This window comes from uncultured Ellagibacter sp., from assembly GCF_934617235.1.
Taxonomy (GTDB): domain Bacteria; phylum Actinomycetota; class Coriobacteriia; order Coriobacteriales; family Eggerthellaceae; genus Ellagibacter.
The window spans coordinates 1-19,909 of the sequence record NZ_CAKTTZ010000024.1 but is presented as its reverse complement, the minus strand read 5'-3'; the positions used below and the strand labels follow the sequence as shown (position 1 = coordinate 19,909).

Sequence of the window (19,909 nt, the reverse complement as noted above, 5' to 3'; positions counted from 1 at the left end):
GCCTGTCTGCTGCACTCGATGCGCGTCTGACTACTGCGTGGACCTACCGTGCGTCTCCCCCATCGAGCCTGCCTGTTGCGTCTTGCCCACAGCGCCTGTCCATTGAGCCTGAGGCGAACCCGCCTACTTCGCTCGGCTACCGCATCCGCCCGGGAGCGCGCCTCTCCCAACCGTGCCTGGCTACTTCGCCTGTCCGTTCTTTGGCTCTCCCTCCCCAGGCGCCAGCGGCAAGGGCATTCCGCACTTCACGCACGTTTTCGCACCGGGCTCATTATCGAACTCGCATGCAGGACAGTGGCCTGGTACGGCAAGAGGGCGCACAATCCCTTTGCACTTTCCGCACCCAACACAAGCGTAACCGCACGACATACTTGCCACCCTTTCCGAAAAAAACCTCCCCCAGCTGACGAATCAGGCTGAGGGAGGTTGAATCTAGAAGACGATCGAAACTCTAGAGTGTCTCATTTTACGCAACTGCTGCGCGATCGGCTTCCTCTTCTTGCTTGCGGATTTCCACAACCTTCTTGTCGTCCTTAACCACAATGGCGATTGCGACAGCAGCAACCAAGCAGAGCGGCGCGAGAACGAACTGAGCATTGGCGAACCAACCGATGGCGGCAACGCTCATGGAGGCGACAACTGCGCAAACCTGAGCAACACCAGTGAAGAAAGCCATCAGGCACAGAGCCATGTCGCACTTGAAGGAATCGGTGCAAAGCAGCGGGGTGATGCCTCTGGTGTAGGTCGGGATGAACGAGGCGCAAACGCCCATGATGATGCAGAATGCCCAGGAGCTCGTCGCATCTTCGCCAGGAGTGAAGGCGAGGAAGAAGAAGATGACAGCGGTCACAACGTAGAAGGTGACCAGAGCCTTCTTGCGGATAGCGAACTTGTCGGAAATGAGACCCGCGACAATACCAAGAGGAATGGTGATGATAGCGAGCCAGTTAGGCAGCATCGAGGAGTCGAACACGCTCATGCCCTTGACTTCCTGGAGGAACGTGGGGTACATGCCGTTGATGTTCACAACGTAGACGAACACCCAGATGACGAACACGACGCACACGAGAGCAGCGGATGCGAAGAACTGCTTGCCGGGCTTCGCAGCGATGGAGGCGTCACCAGCGACGATTTCGTTCTCGTTTTTCTGCGGCATTTTAACGAGAGCGATAAGCAGAATCAAAGCAACGATACCGAGAGCAAGCGTGACAAACCAAATGCCCTGCCAGTTTCCAGTCGCTTCGTACACGAGCGGCGCGGTGAAGAATGCAATGATGGTGCCGCACGGAATCCACTGAGACCAGATGCCAACAGCAAGGCCCATTTGCTTGCGGGGGAACAGGCGAGGAAGGATGTTCGGTCCGCAAACGCAAATCAGACCGTAAGCGATGCCTTCAACAGCACGACCCGCAAGAAACATTCCGGAGTCAGACGAGAAGGCGCTGATCGCGGTGCCGCAGACCATGATTGCGCAAGAAATCACGACCATCGCCTTCACGCCGATTTTACGCATAACCAAAGCGCCAGGGAAAGCCATAACCAAAGCGGCAATGGAATAGAACGTCATGATAAGGCCAAGTCCGCCGGCGTCAAGCCCCAAATCTGCGCCGATGACCGTCATAACAGGTGAAGCCTTGAACAAGTTGCACGAAGCTGTGAACCCGAACAAGAAGAGCGCGGCGAAAGTAATCCAGCGCTCGGTGTTGGTGGTCTGCCTGTCAAGCACACCATAACTCGAAATGGACATAAACCCTCCTTATTGAATTGTATAGGCTTTCCCCTTGTCTCTATGGGGAGGGCCGAACCCCTATTCGACGGCCCTCCCCATGCAGGGGTGGTCCACGGGCGCCCCCTTCTGAGGGGGAGGGGGCGCCCGGTAGACGTCGCGGAAGCTAGGCACCGAGCGTGAACAGCGCGTAATCCTTGTGGCCCTTGGCCTTCTCGGCCATCTCGTCGATCGGGCCGAAGTCCATGCACTGCGCCTGGCAGTGCTGCACGCAGGTCGGGACCTTGCCGAGCGCGCGGCGCTCCTCGCAGCCGTCGCACATCGTCGTCGGGGCGGCCAGGTAGCCGAGCTGCCACTCGTCGCCGTCCTCCTCGATGGGCCAGTGGCCCATGTCGTGGACGAGGATGCCGGACTTGCCGACGGGCATCTTATGCTCCATCTGGCACGCGATCTCGCAGGAGTGGCAACCGGTGCACCACTGGTAGTCGATGAGCAGGCCGTACTTGGCCGTCGTCCTCGAGTTGAGTTCCTTTGGGGTCTCCATGAAAAACCTCTTCCTTCCTGGCCGGGCGCCCGCCTTCCCGGCGCCCGGCTCTCTCTCGTCTTATCGTGCGGCGCCTACTCGGCCTGCTCGGCCTGAGCCTCGGCGATCGCCTTCTTCAGGGCCTCGCGGTCGCGCATGATCTGCGCGCGCTCGTCAACGAGCTCCTCGATGGCCTTGATGCCCTTGCCGTCCATGGCCTGGGAGACGTAGCCGCTGTCGGGGCTCGGGAAGTAGCCGTTGGAGTCGTCCTCCGGCGTGACCTTATAGAGCTTGACGAGCGTGGTCTTGTAGTTGGAGCCGAAGCCCGCGCGGCCGGGGATGCCGGGCAGCAGGTTGTTGACGTTGAGGTCGTGGGACTCGTAGAGGCCCTCGGCGTCGCCCTCGGGGTGCCACCACGCGTGGTCGCAGGCGATGACGCGCGGGTCCTGGTAGAGGTTCGTGACCTCGACCTGGGCCTTGCAGCGGCCGTACACGTTCTCGACCCACACCCACTCGCCGCTCTTCAGGCCGTACTCCTCGGCGGTCTTCGGGTTGAGGTAGACGTTGTTGTCCTTCTTCAGGTTGCGCATGCGCGGGACCTGGCGATGCTCGGAGTGGAACAGCGACCACGGGCGGGCGCCGGTCGTGAGCACGAGCGGGTACTCGTCGAGCAGCTCGGGCGTGGAGGTCGGGCCGGGGACGGGCTCCTCGAAGTAGGGCAGCGGGTCCATGCCGGCGTTGTTGTAGAACGTCGACCACAGCTCGATGCGGCCGGTCGGCGTGTTGAAGCCGGGCTTGCCGTCCGCGCGCAGGCGGCCGGTCTCGTAGCGCTTGTAGCTGAACGGCAGGTAGACCGGGCCGTGCTCGCGCATCTCCTCGAAGTTGTAGGGGGTCTGCGCCTTGAGCATCGCGCCGAACATCTCGTCGACGTCATCCCACGGCCAGGCCTCAGGGTTGAAGCGCTTGCCGAGCATGAGGTTGATCTCCATGTCGGACTTGCACTCTCCCACGGAGCACACCTTGTTGATGACCTCGCCGCGCTGCACGCCGTCGCCGAGGCGAAGGCCGTTGCGCTCGGGGAAGGTGGCCGCCGGGAGCACCACGTCGGAGGTCGCCATGATGGTCGGGGTCATGAACAGGTCGACCGACACGTTGAAGTCGCAGTTCATGAGGCCGATGTACATCTCCTGCGGGTCGGCGCCCATGCAGGCGAGCACGTTGTTCTGCTGCAGCCAGGTCGCGTGGATCTTGTAGGGCTCGCCGGTCGCCATGGTGTGGCGCAGCTCGTCGGGCTGGGCGATCTGGAAGCCGAAGTTGAGCAGCGGGTAGGCGTCGAGGCCGATGCGCTTGACCCAGGTCTCCTCGGGGCACAGCTCGCGGCCCCAGCCGCCGGCGTAGTTGAGGATCTCGGGCGGGGCGATGATGCCGCCCGGGACGTCGACGTTGCCGGTGATCTGGAAGCAGGCGGCGATCGCCTGGGAGGCGGGCAGGGCCTCCTTGGTCATGTCGACGGCCACGCCCCACTGCATGGTGCAGGGCTTGCTGTTCGCGAGAATGCGGGCGGCCTCGACGATCTTCTCCTCGGGGATCCAGGTGATCTCGGCGACCTTGGCGGGCGGGTACTCCTGGACGCGCTCCTTAAGCTGGTCGAAGCCGTAGGTCCACTTCTCGACGAACTCGTGGTCGTAGAGGTCCTCGTTGATGATGACGTTCAGGAAGCCGAGGGCCAGGGCGGCGTCGCAGCCGGGGCGCACACGCAGGTGCAGGCGCGAGTGGGCGGACAGCCAGGTGACCTTCGGGTCGATCATGACGACTTCCATGCCGCGCTTCATGAGGTCGACGACCCAGTGGCCGTAGAAGCCGTCGGAGTTGGCGCGCAGCGGGTAGTTGCCCCAGATGAACATGGTCTCGGGGATCTTGTACTCGGGGTTGTCGTAGCGGTCGGTGAACTGCTGCGAGCAGTCGGCGACCCAGAAGGAGCCGGCAGTCGCGGCCATGCCGGCGACGCGGGGCAGGTAGCACGCGCAGCCGGAGAGGAACAGGACGTAGTTCGGGGAGCCGAACGACCAGCAGAGGCGCGTGATGTACGCGGCGATGTCGCGGCCGGTGCCCTGGCCGAAGACGACGGCCTCGGCGCCGTACTTCTCCTTGATGTCGAGGAACGTGTCGGCGACGAGGTCGATGGCCTCGTCCCAGCTGATGCGCTCCCACTTGTCCTTGCCGCGGTCCTTCGGGTCGCGCTTCATCGGGTAGAGCAGGCGGTCCTTGTTGTAGGTGACCTCGGGCACGTCGAGGCAGCGGACGCACAGGCGCCCCTTGTTGTACGGGTTCTCCGGGTCGCCCTCGACCTTGACGAGCTTCCCGTCCTTGTCGGTGTAGAGCAGCACGCCGCAGCCGTCGTGGCAGCCGGGGCCGGACCACGCACTCCCTCGCGTGACGGTCAGGTCGCCCTCCTGGTACCTCCACGGCTTCTCATGGGGGACCTCGATGAAGTCGCCGATGAGCTGAGTGGATACGCCGCTGTTGTTGTAGCCCTCCACGCCATGTTCTGCCATGTCTTTCCCTCCTCTTTTCTCGTCTGATCTGCCGGCGGGTGCCGGCGGTGAGGCTCAAGCCGCCTCGTCGGGTGAACTGTACGCAGCGGAGGGGTCCCGGGGGAATCGGCGAGCGCGCTGAAAGCGTGATGAAACTCGCCCTGTTGGCCCTCATGCAGGGATGCTGATGCCTTTACCTGGGGATACTTAGCATCTGGCGATAAAACGGCAGCGAAGGGAAGCCGCGAGGCGGAGGGAGGAGACTGTTTTGGGTCCCATGCTGAGGCGCGTTAATCACCGATGCTGAGGCCGATGAACGGTGCCTGAGGGGATGCGAGCGGCAATCGAGACGCAGCCTACGCGGTTTTAGCCTGCCGCCGGCGGGACGCGAGGGGCAGGCCGGCTAGGCTTGGGTGGCGCGCGGGTAGATGATCCCGCTCGGATGGAGCAGTCCACCCACTTCGTGGTCAACTGAGCGAGTTGTGCGACGTTTTGAAGCCGCTTTTACCCGCTTCAGCACGAGTCGAGTCCACTGTCGTCAGCGTTTGCCCAGGTCGGCAATTTCCGCCCCTTCGCCTTCCCTGCTTTCGACAGCGCACAACTCTTCCAATTGACCACCAACTCGGGGGTCTGCTCCATGCAGCCCTCGGAAAGGATTGCCCGCCCATCTTCTCCGGGTTCTGGTACCCGCGTCACAAGCCCAAAAGCCACTTAAAACGAAAAACGGGCACCTGTTGGGGTGCCCGTTCAATAGATTTACCGCTTATTGGCGCCAAACTGCGCTACCCTCTCGCGTGCGATCCAGTCGCGCCAAACACCGCCTGGCGGCATCGCGTCCGCGCGCTCGCGCAGCCCCGCTCGCTTGGGGCCTCGCGCGCTAGTCTGCGGCGCCGTCCGTTATCGAGGGACCGCTTGCACTCGGCAAGCCCGCGTGGCCCAAGTCGTAGTTCGTGAGCAGAAGCTCGGCGTCACGCGCGATGCTGTCGCGCTTGCGCGGCGCGGGAACAACGCCCGACCCCTGCTTGAACTCGAGGTTCTCGCCGGACTCGTCCACGTCCACGTCCACGATGGAGCCGCTTTGCCACTTGCCTTCCAAAATCTGCTCGGAAAGCGGATCCTCCAGCAAACGCTGAATCGCGCGGCGCAGCGGACGCGCCCCGAACGTGGTGTCGGTGCCCTCCTTCGCGATGAGCTTCGTCGCGGCAGGCGTCAGGTTGATCGACATGTTCTGGGCGATCATGCGCTCGCGCAAATCGGCAACCATAAGCTCGACGATTTGGGCGATCTGCTCGTCGGTGAGCGACTTGAACACGATGATCTCGTCGATGCGGTTCAAGAACTCGGGCCTGAACAGCTTCTTCATCTCGGCCATCACGCGGCTTTTGATCTCCTTGTCGGAAAGCCCCGCATGATCGTTGCCGGAGAAGCCAAGCGGCGTTGTCTGCGCGATGTCGCGCGCGCCGACGTTCGATGTCATGATGATGACCGTGTTGCGAAAGTCGACGGTGCGGCCCTGCGCGTCGGTCAGGCGCCCCTCCTCGAGAATCTGCAGCAAGATGTTGAACACATCGGGGTGCGCCTTCTCGATCTCGTCGAAGAGCACAACCGAGTACGGCTTCTGACGCACGGCCTTCGTGAGCTGACCACCCTCGTCGAAGCCGACATAGCCCGGAGGCGAACCCACCAGACGGCTCACGCTGTGCTTCTCCATGTACTCGGACATGTCGAAGCTCAGAAGCGCGTCCTCGGAATTGAACAGGAACTCAGCGAGTGCCTTGGAAAGCTCGGTCTTTCCCACGCCAGAGGGGCCCAAGAAGATGAAGCTGCCCGCCGGGCGCTTCGGATCCTTCAAACCCGCGCGGCTGCGGCGTATTGCCTTCGAAAGCGCCGTCACGGCCTCGTCTTGGCCGATGACGCGCTCGTGCAGCACGCTTTCCATGCGAAGGAGCTTCTCGGTTTCGGCCTCGGTCAGGTTGGAAACCGGCACGCCCGTGGTCATGGAAACCACGTCGGCGATGTCCTTCACCGTGACCTGGGACACCTGCTTGGAAGTGTCTTCCTCCCATTTCTTCTCGGCCTGCTCGCGCTCGGCCTTAAGCTTGCTTTCCTTATCGCGAAGCTCGGCTGCGGCCTCGAAATCCTGCGCGCCGATGGCCTTGTCCTTCTTGGAACGAACCTCGCGCAGCTGGTCGTCCAAATCGCGCAGCTCCTTGGGCAGCGTCATGTTGCGGATGCGCATGCGGGCGCCGGCCTCGTCGATGACGTCGATCGCCTTGTCGGGCAGGAAGCGGTCCTGGATATAGCGGTCGGACATCTCCACGGCGGCCTGGAGCGCCTCGTCGGTGAAATGCACCTGATGGTGCGCCTCGTAGCGATCACGCAGTCCGCCCAAGATGCGAATGGCCTGCTCCTCGTTGGGCTCGCCAACGGTGATGGGCTGGAAGCGGCGCTCAAGTGCGGAGTCCTTCTCGAGATGCTTGCGGTACTCGTCGATGGTCGTAGCGCCGATGACCTGGATCTCGCCGCGCGACAGCGGCGGCTTCAGGATGGCCGCGGCGTCGATGGAGCCCTCGGCCGAACCAGCGCCGATGAGCGTGTGCATCTCGTCGATGAACAGGATGATGTCGCCCGCGTCTTGCACCTCTTTGATGCACTTCTTCAGGCGGTCCTCGAACTCGCCGCGGTACTTGCTGCCCGCCACGAGCGCGGACACGTCAAGGGTGAACAGGCGCTTGTTGCGCAGCAGGTCAGGCACCTGGTTCGCAACGATGAGCTGTGCGAGGCCCTCGACCACGGCGGTTTTGCCCACGCCCGGCTCGCCGATGAGCAGCGGGTTGTTCTTCTGGCGGCGCGAGAGCACCTGCATGACGCGCTCGATTTCGCCCGCACGCCCGATGACGGGGTCGAGCTTGCCGTCGGAGGCCTTCTTGGTGAGGTCGGTGCCGAACTCCTTGAGCATGCTGTCGGGAGACGTCCCCATCGCGTCGAAGGCGCTGCGACCAGCATAGACGGGGCTTTGCCCCACCAGGTCGTTCAAGGCGCCGCGAATGTCGTCGCCCTTCACGCCCAGACGGCCGAGCACGTCGAGCGCCGTACCCTCGCCCTCGCGCACGATGCCCAAAAGCAGATGCTCAGTCGAGATGTAGGACTGCCCCATCTGCATGGCCTCGCGCAGCGAGTTCTCGAGCACCCGCTTCACGCGCGGGGTGAAGGAAAGGTGGCCGGACACATCAGCGCTCTCGTCGATGGTGACGACCTGGCGGATCGCTTGCACCACCGCGTCGTACTTCACATTCAGACGCTCGAGCGCCTGAGCTGCGAGGCCCTCCTTTTCCTGGATAAGACCGAGCAGGATATGCTCGGTGCCCACGTAGGGCTGGTGAAGGCTGCGAGCCTCGTCCTGCGCCAGCACGAGCACCTTGCGCGCCTTGTCGGTGAACTTGTCGAATGACATGTATCCTCGTTTCTCACAAGGTCGTTTGTTTGCGATTCATACTAGCACTCTTGTCAAGTGAGTGCTAATGCAGAGAAAGTCCGTATACATAATACAGAAAGCAAGGGCCGATACCATCCTTGCCCCAAGACGAGGACAAGCTGTTCAAACTTGCAGATTATCTGCTCAAGCGCGATGCCATCGTCGGAGAAGAGTTCATGGCTATACTTAATAAGGACACGTTCGCATCGAGCGCTAAACCCTCCATTCGATAGGATTTCATGAGCAAACACGCACTTCGCACTTATCTGCCCGTCATTATCGCTCTTGCCGTGGCGTCGCTGATCGTCTTGCGATTCGATGACGTCTGCGGCATCGTCGGCACCGTCTGGTCCGCCGTCGAACCGCTTGCCGTCGGCGCAGTGCTGGCGTACCTGCTGAATTTCGTAGCCGCTTTTTGGGAATCCGTATGGTTTCCGAAAAACACGAAAAGCCTGGTCATTCGCACGCGACGTCCCATATGCGTCATTCTAGCCGTCGCAACGGCTACACTTGTTATTGCGGCATTGGTGATGTTCGTGACAAGCGAGTTCAAGTCGGTAGGCTCGGCAATCGTGAGCGGCCTTGCCGAAGCAGCCACGATGGCGTCGCAGGCCATAACGCAGCTGCCCGGCGGCGAGAATGCGCTTGTGCTGGACAACGCGACGGTCGACTCGCTTGCCGAGCAGGCCCTTTCCGCAGTTGGCGGCGCCAGTGAGGCATTGCGCATCGTAGCCCACACCGGCGGCGAGGTAGCGCATTTCGCCATCTGCGTGCTTTTAGGGATGATGTTCGCACTCTACCTGCTGCTCGACAAGAACCGCGTCAAAGCGGGCGCCACGCGACTCGTGCAGCAAATCCCAAGCGAGCAGGTGCGCGAACGCCTTCTGCACGCCTACCGCATTACCAACGACTGCTTCTCGCGCTTCATCCGCGGACAATGTATCGAGGCAGTGATCCTCGGCGTCCTGTGCGCACTGGGCTGCCTGGTGCTGCGCTTCCCCTACGCAACGTCAATCGGGCTCATCGTGGGCGTGACCTCACTCGTCCCATTTGCGGGCGCGTGGATCGGCGGCATCGTGGGCGCAGCGATGATCTTCTCGCAAGACCCGCTGCAAGCGGTGCAGTTTGTCATCTTCCTTGTTGTGCTGCAGCAAATCGAGGGGCATCTTATCTACCCGAACGTAGTCGGGCAGTCCGTCGGCCTGCCGAGCATCTGGGTATTCGTTGCCGTCATCGCTGGCGGCTCGCTGTTCGGCCTGCTTGGCGTGCTTATCGGCGTGCCCGTCATCTCGACAATTCGCACGCTCGTAATGGAGCATTTCGAGAAAGCGGACAAGAAGGCGGGGTCGTTCAAACCCGCCGAGAAGAAAATCGGGAAAGAAAGCGAGGAGCAAGCGCAGGCGTAAGGGCGAGTCGTCGTCACAGCGGCTGCTCCCACTGCAACGTGAATCGCGCAACGCGGGTCGCGCGTGCCGCCCCGTTTCCCCATTCAATAACCTACCATGACGAGAAAAGGGTCGCCCGAGCAGGTCAACTACCCGGGCAACCCTTCAGCGAATCGCGCGATTCGTCAAACGACTAGTACAGCTTCGCACCTGCGGGGATGCGGTCGCTTACCATGAGCAGGTTCAGGCGCTCCTCGGTCGCGTCGCCTTCAACCTTCTCCTCGTGGACGGCAGACAGCAGCATACCGCAGGATTCGACGCCCATCATCTTGCGAGGCGGCAGGTTCACGATGGCAACGAGCGTCTTGCCAACGAGCTCTTCGGGCTCGTAGTACGCGTGGATGCCGGAGAGGATAACGCGGTCGGCATCGGTGCCGTCGTCGAGCGTGAACTGCAGCAGCTTCTTGGACTTGGGCACGGCCACGCATTCCTTCACCTTCACGGCGCGGAAGTCGGACTTGCTGAAGGTGTCGAAGTCAACCTGCTCCTCGAACAGCGGCTCGATGACCACCTTCGAGAAGTCGATGGGCTCGGGCTCGGAGGCCGCCTCAGCAGCCTCGGCCTTCGCAGCGCGCGCCGCCGCGGCCGCAGCCGCCGCTTTGCCGCTGGCAGGTGCTTCGTCCTTCATGTGGGGGAAAAGCAGCACATCGCGGATGGTGGCGGAGTCGGTAAGCAGCATGGTCAGACGGTCAATGCCGACGCCGACGCCGCCCGCCGGCGGCATGCCGTACTCGAGCGCGCGGATGTAGTCGGCGTCGAAGCCCATGGCCTCGTCGTCGCCCATGTCCTTCGCCTCGACCTGCGCGCGGAAGCGCTCGGCCTGGTCAACCGGGTCGTTCAGCTCGTTGAACGCGTTCGCGTACTCATGTCCGCAGATGAACAGCTCGAAACGCTCAGTGAGCTCGGGGTTGTCCGCCTTCTTCTTGGCGAGCGGGGAAATCTCAAGCGGGTGATCGCACACGAAGGTGGGCTGCACGAGCTTCTCCTCGGCCACGGCCTCGAAGATCTCGCTGATGAGCTTGCCCTTGCCCCATGCGTCTTCCGCATGGCCGCCGTTTTTCTCCAGGATGGCGACGAGCTCCTCGCGCGTGCGGTCGAAAGATACTTCCTCGCCCGCGTGCTCGCTCGCCAGCTCCATCATGGTCGCGCGGCGCCATTCGCCCGACAGGTCGATCTCGGTGCCCTGGTAGGTGACCTGCAGCGTGCCGCAAGCTTCCATGGCAGCGGCCTGGATGAAACCCTGCGTGAGTTCCATCATGCCGTCGAGGTCGGAAAACGCCTGATAGGCTTCCATCGTGGTGAACTCGGGGTTGTGATACGGGTCCATGCCTTCGTTGCGGAACTGGCGGCCGATTTCGAAGACCTTCTCGAAGCCGCCCACAAGCAGGCGCTTCAAGGGCAGCTCAGTCGCAATGCGCAGGAAGTAGTCGCGATCGAGCGCGTTGAAGTGCGTGACGAAAGGCTTCGCGTTCGCGCCGCCCAGAATAGGATGCAAAAACGGCGTCTCAACCTCGTAGAAGCCCTGCTGCTCCATGTAGCGGCGAATGGCGGCCACAATCTTGAAGCGCTTCTCGAAGGTGCTCTTGACCTCGGGGTTCATGACAAGGTCGACATAGCGCTGGCGATAGCGCGTCTCCTTGTCGGCCAGGCCGTGGAACTTCTCCGGCAGCGGGCGCAGCGACTTGGACAGAAGCTCGTAGCCCGTAACGGCGACGGAGAGCTGGCCGCGCTTCGTGCGCATCATGGTGCCGTGCACGCCGATCCAGTCGCCCACGTCGAGGTCCTTCATGGCAGCGAAGACTTCCTCGCCGAGCGCGTTGATACGGCAGAACAGCTGGATATCGCCCGTGGCGTCGCGCAGTTCGAAGAAGGCGATCTTGCCCTGAACGCGCTTGGCCATGATGCGACCCGCCACGTCGACTTCGTCTTCGGTGGAGGCGCCGTCTTCAAGGTCAGCGTACTTCTCATCGAGGTCGGTCAGGTGATGCGTGTAGTGGAACGCGTGGCCGTAGGGGTTCTCCCCCGCCTCGATAAGCGCCGCGCGCTTTGCCTTGCGAACCTCGATCGGGTCGTCTTCGATTACTTGCTTGGTAGTTTCTTCAGCCATTCTTGTCCTTTTCGCCGCAACAGAAAGAAAACTCATAGATCGCTGAAAAGTCAGCGATCGGGGTTCTGGCGAGCGCGGATGGCGCGAAAAGATTTCGAAGCGTACTTCGGTACGGCGGAAATCTTTGGAACGACAGCCGCGCCGCCAGAACCCCGCGCAGCGTCGACAATTGCGCGTGCCTCAAGGCACGCGCAATCATTAATGCTCGATTTTGAGGATCGTCATCTTGATGACGCGACCAGTCGGGCCGGTGGTCTCGACCTCGTCACCCTTCTTGTTGCCAAGAAGCGCTGCGCCAACAGGAGATTCGTTGGAAATCTTGCCAGCAGCCACATCTGCCTCGGCACCGCCCACGATAGTGAAGACGCGCTCGCGGCCACCCATGTCCACAGTGACGGTGGAGCCGATGGACACCTTCGAGGAGCGTTTCGGCGCTTCGACGACGGTCGCTTCGGAAAGGATGCGGCCGATTTCGGCGATGCGGGCTTCCATCATGCCCTGCTCGTTTTTCGCATCGTCGTATTCGGAGTTCTCGGAGATGTCGCCGAACTCGCGAGCGATTTTAATACGCTCGCCCACCTCGGCGCGCTTCTCGGTCTCGAGATAGTGAAGCTCTTCTTCAAGCTTCTGGCGGCCCTCCGGCGTCAGGATGTAATTGCTGTCTGCCATGGTCAGTCCCTTCAAAAACACGAAGCGGCGCATCGTCGGATGCACCGTTTTCCCAGTCAATCCCGCCATTTGGGATTAAACATACGAATGCGGCGCACGCTTACACCACCGCGCGCGCCGCAAAACCATCGATGTAGATGGGCTTTTACTCGCTCTTCTTCTTGACCGTCTTCTTCACGGTCTTCTTTGCGGGCGCCTCTTCCTCTTCGACTTCCTCGACTTCTTCCTCGTCTTCAGCCTCTTCGATTTCCTTCTTGTCCTTCTTGCCGGCGCCCATGCCGTCGCGCAGGTTCTTCACGGTCTTGCCGAGGGCGCTGCCGAGCTTCGGGAGATTCTTCGGCCCGAAGATGAGCAGGATGACTGCAAGGATGATGAGCAATTCCGGAGTGCCCATGCCAAAGATCTTCATACATTCCTCCAAATACGTTCCTGTATGCGACGATGCCGCCGTTAGATGCAGTGTTCGCGCTGAGCAGAAAGGGTATCACAACTGGGGAATAACGACGCAGATGGACAGAATTAACATATGCGAAACAGCCTGCAGAAAAGAAAAACGGCGGCCTCCGAGGAGACCACCGTTTTAAGTTCGATGGTCGGGATGACAGGATTTGAACCTGCGGCCTCTGCGTCCCGAACGCAGCGCTCTACCAAGCTGAGCCACATCCCGAGGTGCTGCTTGCGACAGCAAACGATATATTACCATAACGGATTCGCTTGGCAACCCCTATTTTTCAAGAGAAGGGGAACGTGTCGGCGCCGGCACTTCCGACGTTCGCACGAAAACGCAGACGGAGGGACGAGAGCCGGCCGGCACCTGCTTTTCATTTTCGCGAGTAGAAGCCCCATCTCGCTCTCCGCGCGGCACGAAAGCCCAACTGCTGCGAAACCCTGCACTTGTGGCTGGCGACCTTATCGAAAAATGTTCGGGGAGCTTTCGAGGTGCGGGTTGTCGATGGCTGCTTGCCGCGGCACGATCATGCACATGACGACGCCTTCCGAAATGACGTCGCCCGCATCGTCTCTCGCGCACACGTTCCAAAACAGCTTGCGGTAACCCTTCGAGCTTTTCTCCTCGCGGTCGAGTGCAGCTTCGCCATGAAGCGTGCCGTCGACACCGCTCTTGCGGTGCGTGACATTCACGTTCACCCCGAAGGACAGCTCGCGCGACAGGTCAGTCTGAAGCCCTGTGCCGAGGCTCGCCACCGCTTCGAGCAGCGTAATCGTCGCACCCCCGTGCACGAAGCCGTAAGGCTGGCGGATGGCATCGGTGATGGGAAGCTCGCCCCGCACAAGCGTGCCGCTCGCCTCGGGGAAGGTGATTCCCAGCAGTTCGTTGAAACTCACAGAATGACGCTCCTTCAGTTGCATGCGGGCGAAACAGGTTGGTGGCGAGACGGATGGGAACACGGAGGTCAGGCGATTTGCCCCGCTTTGCTGGGACAAGAATCACCGAGGGGCATTCACCTTGCTGAGACAGAGGTCAGGTCCCCGGCCTGCTATCAGTTATCTCCCTCGCGAGGGGCGGTCGGTGCCACCGCGACGCTTGCGAGGCTCCTCGCGCTCGGGCACAGGGAGGATGGCGCCCGTGCCAGCCTGCACCATCGCGTCGATTTCCTTCGCCATCTTGTCGGCGCCTTCCAGACGGTTCTTCTCGGTGCCTTCCATGGCCTTCTTGCCCTCGCCCTGGAAGGTCTTCGTGCGCTGGATGAGGATGGCGCCGATCAAGAACGGCATCCAGAACACGATGCCGCGATACACAAGACCGATCGCCGTGCCCGCTGCCGCCGTCTCGCCGAACATGGTGAACGCCACGACCACGGCTGCCTCCACGACGCCGACACCCTGCGGCGTGATCGAGATCATGGCAAACAGCGTCGCCACCACATAACCGCAGATGAGAACCTCGGGGTTTGTCACGCCGAACGCCACGCCCACAAGCGCGAAGCAGCTCAGCTCGCACGTCGACGCGATAAGCGAGCAACCGTAAGCCTTAAGCGTTGGCTTCGGGCTGTGGCCGATCAGGCCCGCCGCCTCGGAAAACGTGGAGGCGATGTTCTCGACCCAGGGTTTTAAGGGCGGCTTTCTGAACAGGCCGCGGATGCGGTTCACCAGTCGCTCGATGGGGCGCAGGATCTTCAACATGAGCGCCGGGCGCTTGCGGCCCAAGACGAGCACGCCGATCATGCAGCCCACAAGCAGCATCACCACCATGCCCAAAAGGAACCACACGGGGGAAAGGCCCACCGTGACCAGCAGGATAAGGAACGCCAAGATCATGATGGTGCAGAAAGCGCCGTCGATCGTGATCTGCATAAGCAGAGCCGCCGACGTGGCCTTGCCGGGCGAGATTCCGCGGCGGCGCGCGTCATCGACCACAAGCGTAGTGCCCGCCAGATTGAGCGACGGCGCGATCGTGTTCATGAAGAAGGTGCCGAACACGAGCGGCAGCGTGGTGCGCGGGGCCATATGCTCCCCCACCGCGCGAAAGCACGACGAGTACGCGAAGCTCTGCGAGACGTACTTGCACAGCTGGGTGAGAATCGCCGCGACGAGCGGAATCGTAGAGCCGCGCTGCATGGTCTCGACGAGCTCGGCCAGCTGGTCGCCCCGCAAGAACACCACCGCCAACACGATGATGAGCACGAGGCCGACCAGCAGATTTCTGATGCTGAACTTCACAGTTTGCGGGTAATCCTATCTAGCAGGTGCTCCGCAGCACGTGCGGTGCACATTCAATCGAAAAGAAACGCCCGCATAGTATAACGCCCCGCCGAACCGGCGGGGCACGTGAAGGGGCTCTTTATCGGAGTACGTTGACGAAACGACAAGTTCGGATGCAAGCAGATGAAATGCGCCTCGTCACAAAAACATCGAGATGAGCAATTCACTCAAAAGATTGACGTACGCTTTCACGCACGCTAGTATATACGTACGGAAAATCGTACGTATAGAGGAGGAAGCATGGGCTCGGTAACAGCAACGGCGGCAAGAAAGGACATCTACAACCTCATCGCGAGCGTGAACGAGAACTGTGCCCCCATCGCCATCACCACCAGCAAGGGCAAGGGCGCCGTCCTCATCGGAGAGGACGAGTGGTCCGCTATCGAAGAGACACTCTACCTCAACAGCATCCCGGGCATGGCCAGCCTCATCGTCGAGGGCATGAACACCCCGATCTCGGAGTGCGTCCCCGAAGACGAGCAGGAGTGGTAGCCCGTGTGGGAAATCGTTTACACCAAGCAAGCCAGCAAGGACAAGAAGAAACTCACGGCCGCCGGGCTCGACAAGAAGGCGAAATCGCTTATCGAAGTGGTCCGGTCGGAGCCCTTCGCAAAGCCGCCGGCGTTCGAGCCCCTCAAGGGTAACCTCGAGGGTGCCTACTCCCGCAGGATCAGCCTCCAGCACAGGTTCGTGTACCAGGTGGTGAGCGAGCCTCATGAGACAGGGGGAAAGAGCTACGAAGGCTACGTGAAGATCATCAGCATGTGGACTCACTACGAAAACGTCAGGTAAAGCTCTGGGAATGGGCCGTCGGCAACGTACCCCAAATGTGCTACTATCCTAAAACCCGAAGCGCCTCGCGGGATTGAACCGCGAGGCGCTTCGTGATAAGCGTTCGATTTGCCGCAGATGTACGGCCAACGACTGCGACCCAGGGTTGCGAGCGCTTTCTAGTGGCGGAAGTGGCGATGCCCGGTGAAGACCATGGCGATGCCATGCTCGTTGGCAGCCTGGATGCACTCCTCGTCGCGGATGGAGCCGCCCGGCTGGATGATGGCGGTCACGCCCCACTCGGACAGCGTGTCCACATTGTCGCGGAAGGGGAAGAACGCATCCGACGCGCACACCAAGCCCTCCGCCGGCACGCCCATGCGATTGCACGCCTCGTGGGCACGCTTGCACGCGATGAGCGCGGAATCGACGCGGTTCGGCTGACCGGGGCCCATGCCGATGCCCGCATGGTCGCGCGACACGAGGATGGCGTTGCTCTTCACGCCCTTGCAGACGCGCCACGCAAAGAGCAGCTCGTGCATCTCCTCGTCGGTCGGCTTGCGGTCGGTGGGCACCGTGAAGGTGGCGGGGTCCTCGGCGACGCGGTCGACGTCCTGCACGAGAATGCCGCCGTCAACCGAGCGGAACTCGAGCGCGGAAGGCGCGTCGACGCCGCCGGTGGCGAGCACGCGCAGGTTCTTCTTCTGCTGCAGAAGCTCGAGCGCGTCAGGCGCGAACGAGGGCGCGATGAGCACCTCCACGAAGAGATGGTTCTCGTTGATGTGATCGACCATGTCCTTCGTGACCTCGCGGTTTGCCGCGATGATTCCACCGTAGGCGCTCTTCGGGTCGCACGCGAAGGCCTTGTCGAAGGCCGCAACGACACTCTCGGCAGTGGCCGATCCGCACGGGTTCTGGTGCTTCAAGATGACCACGGCAGGCTCGTCGAACTCGCGCACGAGCGACCAGCAGGCGTCGGTGTCGAGGATGTTGTTGTAGGAGAGCTCCTTGCCGTTGAGCTGCTCGGCGTTCACGAGGCTGTGCTCGCTCTCGAAGTCAGGCAGGCGGTAGAAGGCGGCTTCCTGATGCGGGTTCTCGCCGTAGCGCAGCCCCTGCTGCTTGACCATATACAGATCGTAGTAGTCAGGGAACTCACCTTCGCCCTCAGCCTCAAGGGAGTCGTCCTCCTCGGCGAGCTGCTCGAACATCCAGTCGGCGATGGCCCCGTCGTAGGAGCTCGTGGTCTCGAAGACGTTCAGGGCCAGGCGGGCGCGGGTCACGCGCTTCGTGGCGCCGTCGTTGCCGCGCATCTCGGCCAGGATGTCGTCATAGCTTTCGGGGTCGGTGACCACAGCCACGCTCTCGAAGTTCTTCGCGGCGCTGCGCAGCATCGACGGGCCGCCGATGTCGATGTTCTCGATGCAGGTGCCGAAATCGGCGCCGGATTCCACCGTCTTCTCGAAGGCGTACAGGTTCACGACGACCATGTCGATCATCTGGATGCCGTGCTCGGCGGCTTCGGCCATATGCTGGGGGTTGTCGCGCTTCGCCAAAAGCCCGCCGTGCACCATCGGGTGCAGCGTCTTCACACGGCCGTCCATCATCTCGGGAAAATGCGTCACCTCGTCGATGGGGGTCACCGGCACGCCCGCCTCGGCGATGACCTTCGCGGTACCGCCCGTCGAGATGATTTCCGCGCCGAACTCGTCGTGCAGCGCACGCGCGAAGTCGACGACGCCCGTCTTGTCGGTCACCGACATGAGGACGCGTTTGATTTTGGGATCAGCCATGTATGGTCTCCTCTCAAGGGTTGGAACTTCTTTACGGGTGCGCGGCCCCACGCTCGCCGCACACTTCGCGCAAGTCAGGAAGGCGGTCGCTATCGTCCAAGCGACTGGTCGTGCCTTTCGCGAGCCTCATCACTGTAGCGCTCCTTGTAGCGCACGTCGATGAGCTCGGCGACGATAGCGATCGCCAATTCGGCGGGCGTCTTGGCACCGAACTTCAAACCGATGGGGCGCTTGATGGAATTCCACTGCTCCTCGGTGACACCGCGCGAGGTCACGAGGTCGTGGACCGTGGTGTTCTTCCCCTTGCAGCCCATCATGCCCACGTAGTGCACGTTGTGGCGAACCGCCCACACGCACGACTCGGGGTCGAACATGTGCCCGCGCGTGAGCACGCAGACGTAATCGGCGGGGGCGGCGTGGTACTCGTCGAGGCCGTCGAAGTTGTCGCCCGGAAGCTCGATGCGCGCGGCGTCGGGGAAGCGCTCCTCGGAGATGTAGGCGGGGTCGTAGTCAACGACCGTCACCTTGAAGCCGACGTGGGTCGCAAGCGCGGAAAGCTCGCTCGCAGCGTCGGAGGCGCCCAAAAGCCACACGTGCACCTGGTCGAACAGCGCGACGGAGCGCCAGGTCAGGCCCTCGAACTGCTCATTGTGCATCGAGGGGCCGCGCGTGACGTCCTTCATCTGGAACATGTCGCGCGGGCTCGGTGTGCGCGAGGACACGATTTCCTTCGCGTCGTTGCAGAAGAAGACGAGCGGCTCGCCGTCGGCGGAACCCTGGTCGCCGTACTTCTTCGTGACCTCGTTGTCGGTGTTCTTCTGCGCCTCGGCGGCGTCGTAGATCACCTTGAAGCCGAGCCACGCCAGGTCGCCCTCGTCGACGGCGCGGATGGCGCGCTCGAACGTGGGGATGTCGGCATCGGTCAGGCTCTTCGCGATGACGTCGAGATATTCGGGGGCAACGTGGTTGTTTCCCGCGAGCGCTTCTGCGGAGAAGCAGGGGAAATCATCCGACGAGAGCTGCGGGGTCAGGCCCGCCTTCAAGTCGTCGATGACGGATTGCAACACGGCCTTGTTCATGGAGATATCCTTTCTCAAACCGTTTTCCCGACGCCGCCGCAGGGGCCGAAGCGCCGCACTATCGATGCCGTCACGGGGCCGGCATCTTATGGTCGATGCCGCCGCAAGGGGGACGCCGCACTTGCCGGCGCCACCGCAAGAAGCTGCATCGCACTTACCTTCAGCTGATGTGAACTTTGTTTGTGGAGGGGTCGACGGCGACGCGCCCTTCGGCGATCAGCCCGAGGACCTCGGGATAGAGAACGTGCTCCACGTCGTGGATCTTCGCCTCGAGGGTGTCGAGCGTGTCGTCTTCGGCCACTGCGACCGCGCGCTGCGCGACGATAGGGCCCTTATCGTAGTCGGCGTTCGCGAAATGCACCGTGACGCCCGTCACCTTCACGCCTGCGTTGAACGCGTCGGCGATGGCGTGCGCGCCCTTGAACGACGGCAGGAGCGCCGGGTGCAGGTTGAGCACGCGGTTGGGGAACGCGTCGAGCATAACGGAGGTCACCTTGCGCATGTAGCCCGCCATGACCACGTATTCCGCGCCCGCTTCCCGAAGCGCCTCGACGATCTGTGCGTCGGCGGCGAGCACGTCGGCGTACTTCTCGCGATTCATCACGAGCGTGGGGATTCCCGCCGCATGCGCGCGCTCGATGCCGTACGCATCGGGGCGCGACGACACGACGAGCACGATGTCGAGGGGCAAGCCCTCGGCGACCGCGTCGATGATCGCCTGCAAGTTCGTTCCGCTGCCCGAAAGCAGCACGCCAATCTTAAGTCTGTCGGTCACGTAACCGCCCTTTCCGCAAGATGAGCCGAGCCATCGAAAGAATGGGCCGGCGACACAGCAACAAACAGTATACGCAAAAGGCGCGCCGATTCCGCCGCAGAAGCGCAAGCGTCAACTGATTAGCATCGACAACGACCCCTCTCGGGGAATGAGGGTGTTCAACTTATGAAAACCGAACCCCACGACCACCATCGTGAAGCCGGCGCCGAGCGTCATCGCGGATCGCGTCCCGATTTGTGGTGTATCAAGGGCCATCGCCGGAACCGCCGGCCACCCTTGCCAGGCGAATGCTAC

Annotated in this window: 17 protein-coding genes and 1 tRNA gene; 4 read left to right on the top strand and 14 right to left on the bottom strand. The window is 62.0% G+C overall.

Annotation, left to right across the window (positions count from 1 at the left end; translation table 11 throughout):
• Positions 1-466: 466 nt before the first annotated feature.
• The 4 genes from Q0G85_RS06045 to Q0G85_RS06030 form a co-directional block, all read right to left on the bottom strand.
• Positions 467-1,747 carry a CynX/NimT family MFS transporter gene (locus Q0G85_RS06045; RefSeq protein WP_297155716.1) on the bottom strand — a complete coding sequence of 427 codons (1,281 nt, stop codon included), beginning with the start codon at positions 1,745-1,747 and terminating at the stop codon, positions 467-469.
• A 145-nt stretch (positions 1,748-1,892) separates the two neighbouring features.
• Positions 1,893-2,270 carry a 4Fe-4S dicluster domain-containing protein gene (locus Q0G85_RS06040; protein WP_297155715.1) on the bottom strand — a complete coding sequence of 126 codons (378 nt, stop codon included), beginning with the start codon at positions 2,268-2,270 and terminating at the stop codon, positions 1,893-1,895.
• 74 nt (positions 2,271-2,344) lie between these two features.
• Positions 2,345-4,804: a molybdopterin-dependent oxidoreductase gene (locus Q0G85_RS06035; protein ID WP_297155713.1), complete on the bottom strand. Its 2,460-nt coding sequence runs from the start codon at positions 4,802-4,804 to the stop codon at positions 2,345-2,347.
• An 856-nt stretch (positions 4,805-5,660) separates the two neighbouring features.
• Positions 5,661-8,237, bottom strand: coding sequence for an ATP-dependent Clp protease ATP-binding subunit (locus Q0G85_RS06030; protein ID WP_297155711.1), 2,577 nt, complete (start codon positions 8,235-8,237; stop codon positions 5,661-5,663).
• Positions 8,238-8,356: 119 nt separating this feature from the next.
• Between Q0G85_RS06030 and Q0G85_RS06025 the strand changes: the two genes are divergently transcribed.
• Together Q0G85_RS06025 and Q0G85_RS06020 are read left to right on the top strand one after the other, a co-directional pair.
• Positions 8,357-8,491: a hypothetical protein gene (locus Q0G85_RS06025; protein WP_297155710.1), complete on the top strand. Its 135-nt coding sequence runs from the start codon at positions 8,357-8,359 to the stop codon at positions 8,489-8,491.
• Positions 8,492-8,497: 6 nt separating this feature from the next.
• Positions 8,498-9,664 carry an AI-2E family transporter gene (locus tag Q0G85_RS06020; RefSeq protein WP_297155708.1) on the top strand — a complete coding sequence of 389 codons (1,167 nt, stop codon included), beginning with the start codon at positions 8,498-8,500 and terminating at the stop codon, positions 9,662-9,664.
• Positions 9,665-9,836: 172 nt separating this feature from the next.
• On the opposite strand, the gene lysS is transcribed toward Q0G85_RS06020, so the two are convergent.
• The 6 genes from lysS to Q0G85_RS05990 form a co-directional block, all read right to left on the bottom strand.
• Positions 9,837-11,810 (bottom strand): lysine--tRNA ligase, encoded by a 1,974-nt coding sequence (lysS, locus tag Q0G85_RS06015; RefSeq protein ID WP_297155706.1) that lies wholly within the window; start codon positions 11,808-11,810, stop codon positions 9,837-9,839.
• 198 nt (positions 11,811-12,008) lie between these two features.
• Positions 12,009-12,479 carry a transcription elongation factor GreA gene (gene greA / locus Q0G85_RS06010; RefSeq protein WP_297155704.1) on the bottom strand — a complete coding sequence of 157 codons (471 nt, stop codon included), beginning with the start codon at positions 12,477-12,479 and terminating at the stop codon, positions 12,009-12,011.
• 145 nt (positions 12,480-12,624) lie between these two features.
• Positions 12,625-12,888 carry a twin-arginine translocase TatA/TatE family subunit gene (gene tatA / locus Q0G85_RS06005; RefSeq protein ID WP_158050355.1) on the bottom strand — a complete coding sequence of 88 codons (264 nt, stop codon included), beginning with the start codon at positions 12,886-12,888 and terminating at the stop codon, positions 12,625-12,627.
• Positions 12,889-13,069: 181 nt separating this feature from the next.
• A tRNA-Pro gene (locus Q0G85_RS06000) sits at positions 13,070-13,146 on the bottom strand.
• Positions 13,147-13,388: 242 nt separating this feature from the next.
• The gene (locus Q0G85_RS05995) at positions 13,389-13,823 is read right to left on the bottom strand and encodes a PaaI family thioesterase (RefSeq protein WP_297155701.1); all 435 of its coding nucleotides are present in this window, start codon (positions 13,821-13,823) and stop codon (positions 13,389-13,391) included.
• 159 nt (positions 13,824-13,982) lie between these two features.
• Positions 13,983-15,158 (bottom strand): lysylphosphatidylglycerol synthase transmembrane domain-containing protein, encoded by a 1,176-nt coding sequence (locus Q0G85_RS05990; protein ID WP_297155700.1) that lies wholly within the window; start codon positions 15,156-15,158, stop codon positions 13,983-13,985.
• Positions 15,159-15,440: 282 nt separating this feature from the next.
• On the opposite strand from Q0G85_RS05990, the gene Q0G85_RS05985 reads away from it, so the two are divergent.
• Positions 15,441-15,692 carry a type II toxin-antitoxin system Phd/YefM family antitoxin gene (locus Q0G85_RS05985; protein ID WP_297155698.1) on the top strand — a complete coding sequence of 84 codons (252 nt, stop codon included), beginning with the start codon at positions 15,441-15,443 and terminating at the stop codon, positions 15,690-15,692.
• A gap of 3 nt (positions 15,693-15,695) precedes the next feature.
• A complete protein-coding gene (locus Q0G85_RS05980) occupies positions 15,696-15,992 on the top strand; it encodes a Txe/YoeB family addiction module toxin (protein WP_297155696.1) in 297 nt (98 codons plus the stop codon).
• Between the two features lie 158 nt (positions 15,993-16,150).
• Here Q0G85_RS05980 and purH read toward each other — a convergent pair whose 3' ends face one another.
• From purH to Q0G85_RS05960, 4 genes are all read right to left on the bottom strand, one after another.
• The gene (gene purH, locus Q0G85_RS05975) at positions 16,151-17,761 is read right to left on the bottom strand and encodes a bifunctional phosphoribosylaminoimidazolecarboxamide formyltransferase/IMP cyclohydrolase (RefSeq protein ID WP_297155694.1); all 1,611 of its coding nucleotides are present in this window, start codon (positions 17,759-17,761) and stop codon (positions 16,151-16,153) included.
• A gap of 89 nt (positions 17,762-17,850) precedes the next feature.
• Positions 17,851-18,840: an XdhC family protein gene (locus Q0G85_RS05970; protein WP_297155692.1), complete on the bottom strand. Its 990-nt coding sequence runs from the start codon at positions 18,838-18,840 to the stop codon at positions 17,851-17,853.
• Between the two features lie 160 nt (positions 18,841-19,000).
• A complete protein-coding gene (purN, locus tag Q0G85_RS05965; RefSeq protein WP_297155690.1) occupies positions 19,001-19,615 on the bottom strand; it encodes a phosphoribosylglycinamide formyltransferase in 615 nt (204 codons plus the stop codon).
• A 111-nt stretch (positions 19,616-19,726) separates the two neighbouring features.
• The coding region (locus tag Q0G85_RS05960) for a hypothetical protein (RefSeq protein WP_297155688.1) at positions 19,727-19,909 on the bottom strand (183 nt) is incomplete at its 5' end.

What these genes read in the sequence shown, in the direction of transcription:
- Q0G85_RS06045 (WP_297155716.1), bottom strand. Translation starts at nt 1,747, where the DNA reads ATGTCCATTTCGAGTTATGGTGTGCTTGACAGGCAGACCACCAACACC.
- Q0G85_RS06040 (WP_297155715.1), bottom strand. Translation starts at nt 2,270, where the DNA reads ATGGAGACCCCAAAGGAACTCAACTCGAGGACGACGGCCAAGTACGGC.
- Q0G85_RS06035 (WP_297155713.1), bottom strand. Translation starts at nt 4,804, where the DNA reads ATGGCAGAACATGGCGTGGAGGGCTACAACAACAGCGGCGTATCCACT.
- Q0G85_RS06030 (WP_297155711.1), bottom strand. Translation starts at nt 8,237, where the DNA reads ATGTCATTCGACAAGTTCACCGACAAGGCGCGCAAGGTGCTCGTGCTG.
- Q0G85_RS06020 (WP_297155708.1), top strand. Translation starts at nt 8,498, where the DNA reads ATGAGCAAACACGCACTTCGCACTTATCTGCCCGTCATTATCGCTCTT.
- lysS (WP_297155706.1), bottom strand. Translation starts at nt 11,810, where the DNA reads ATGGCTGAAGAAACTACCAAGCAAGTAATCGAAGACGACCCGATCGAG.
- greA (WP_297155704.1), bottom strand. Translation starts at nt 12,479, where the DNA reads ATGGCAGACAGCAATTACATCCTGACGCCGGAGGGCCGCCAGAAGCTT.
- tatA (WP_158050355.1), bottom strand. Translation starts at nt 12,888, where the DNA reads ATGAAGATCTTTGGCATGGGCACTCCGGAATTGCTCATCATCCTTGCA.
- Q0G85_RS05985 (WP_297155698.1), top strand. Translation starts at nt 15,441, where the DNA reads ATGGGCTCGGTAACAGCAACGGCGGCAAGAAAGGACATCTACAACCTC.
- purH (WP_297155694.1), bottom strand. Translation starts at nt 17,761, where the DNA reads ATGGCTGATCCCAAAATCAAACGCGTCCTCATGTCGGTGACCGACAAG.
- Q0G85_RS05970 (WP_297155692.1), bottom strand. Translation starts at nt 18,840, where the DNA reads ATGAACAAGGCCGTGTTGCAATCCGTCATCGACGACTTGAAGGCGGGC.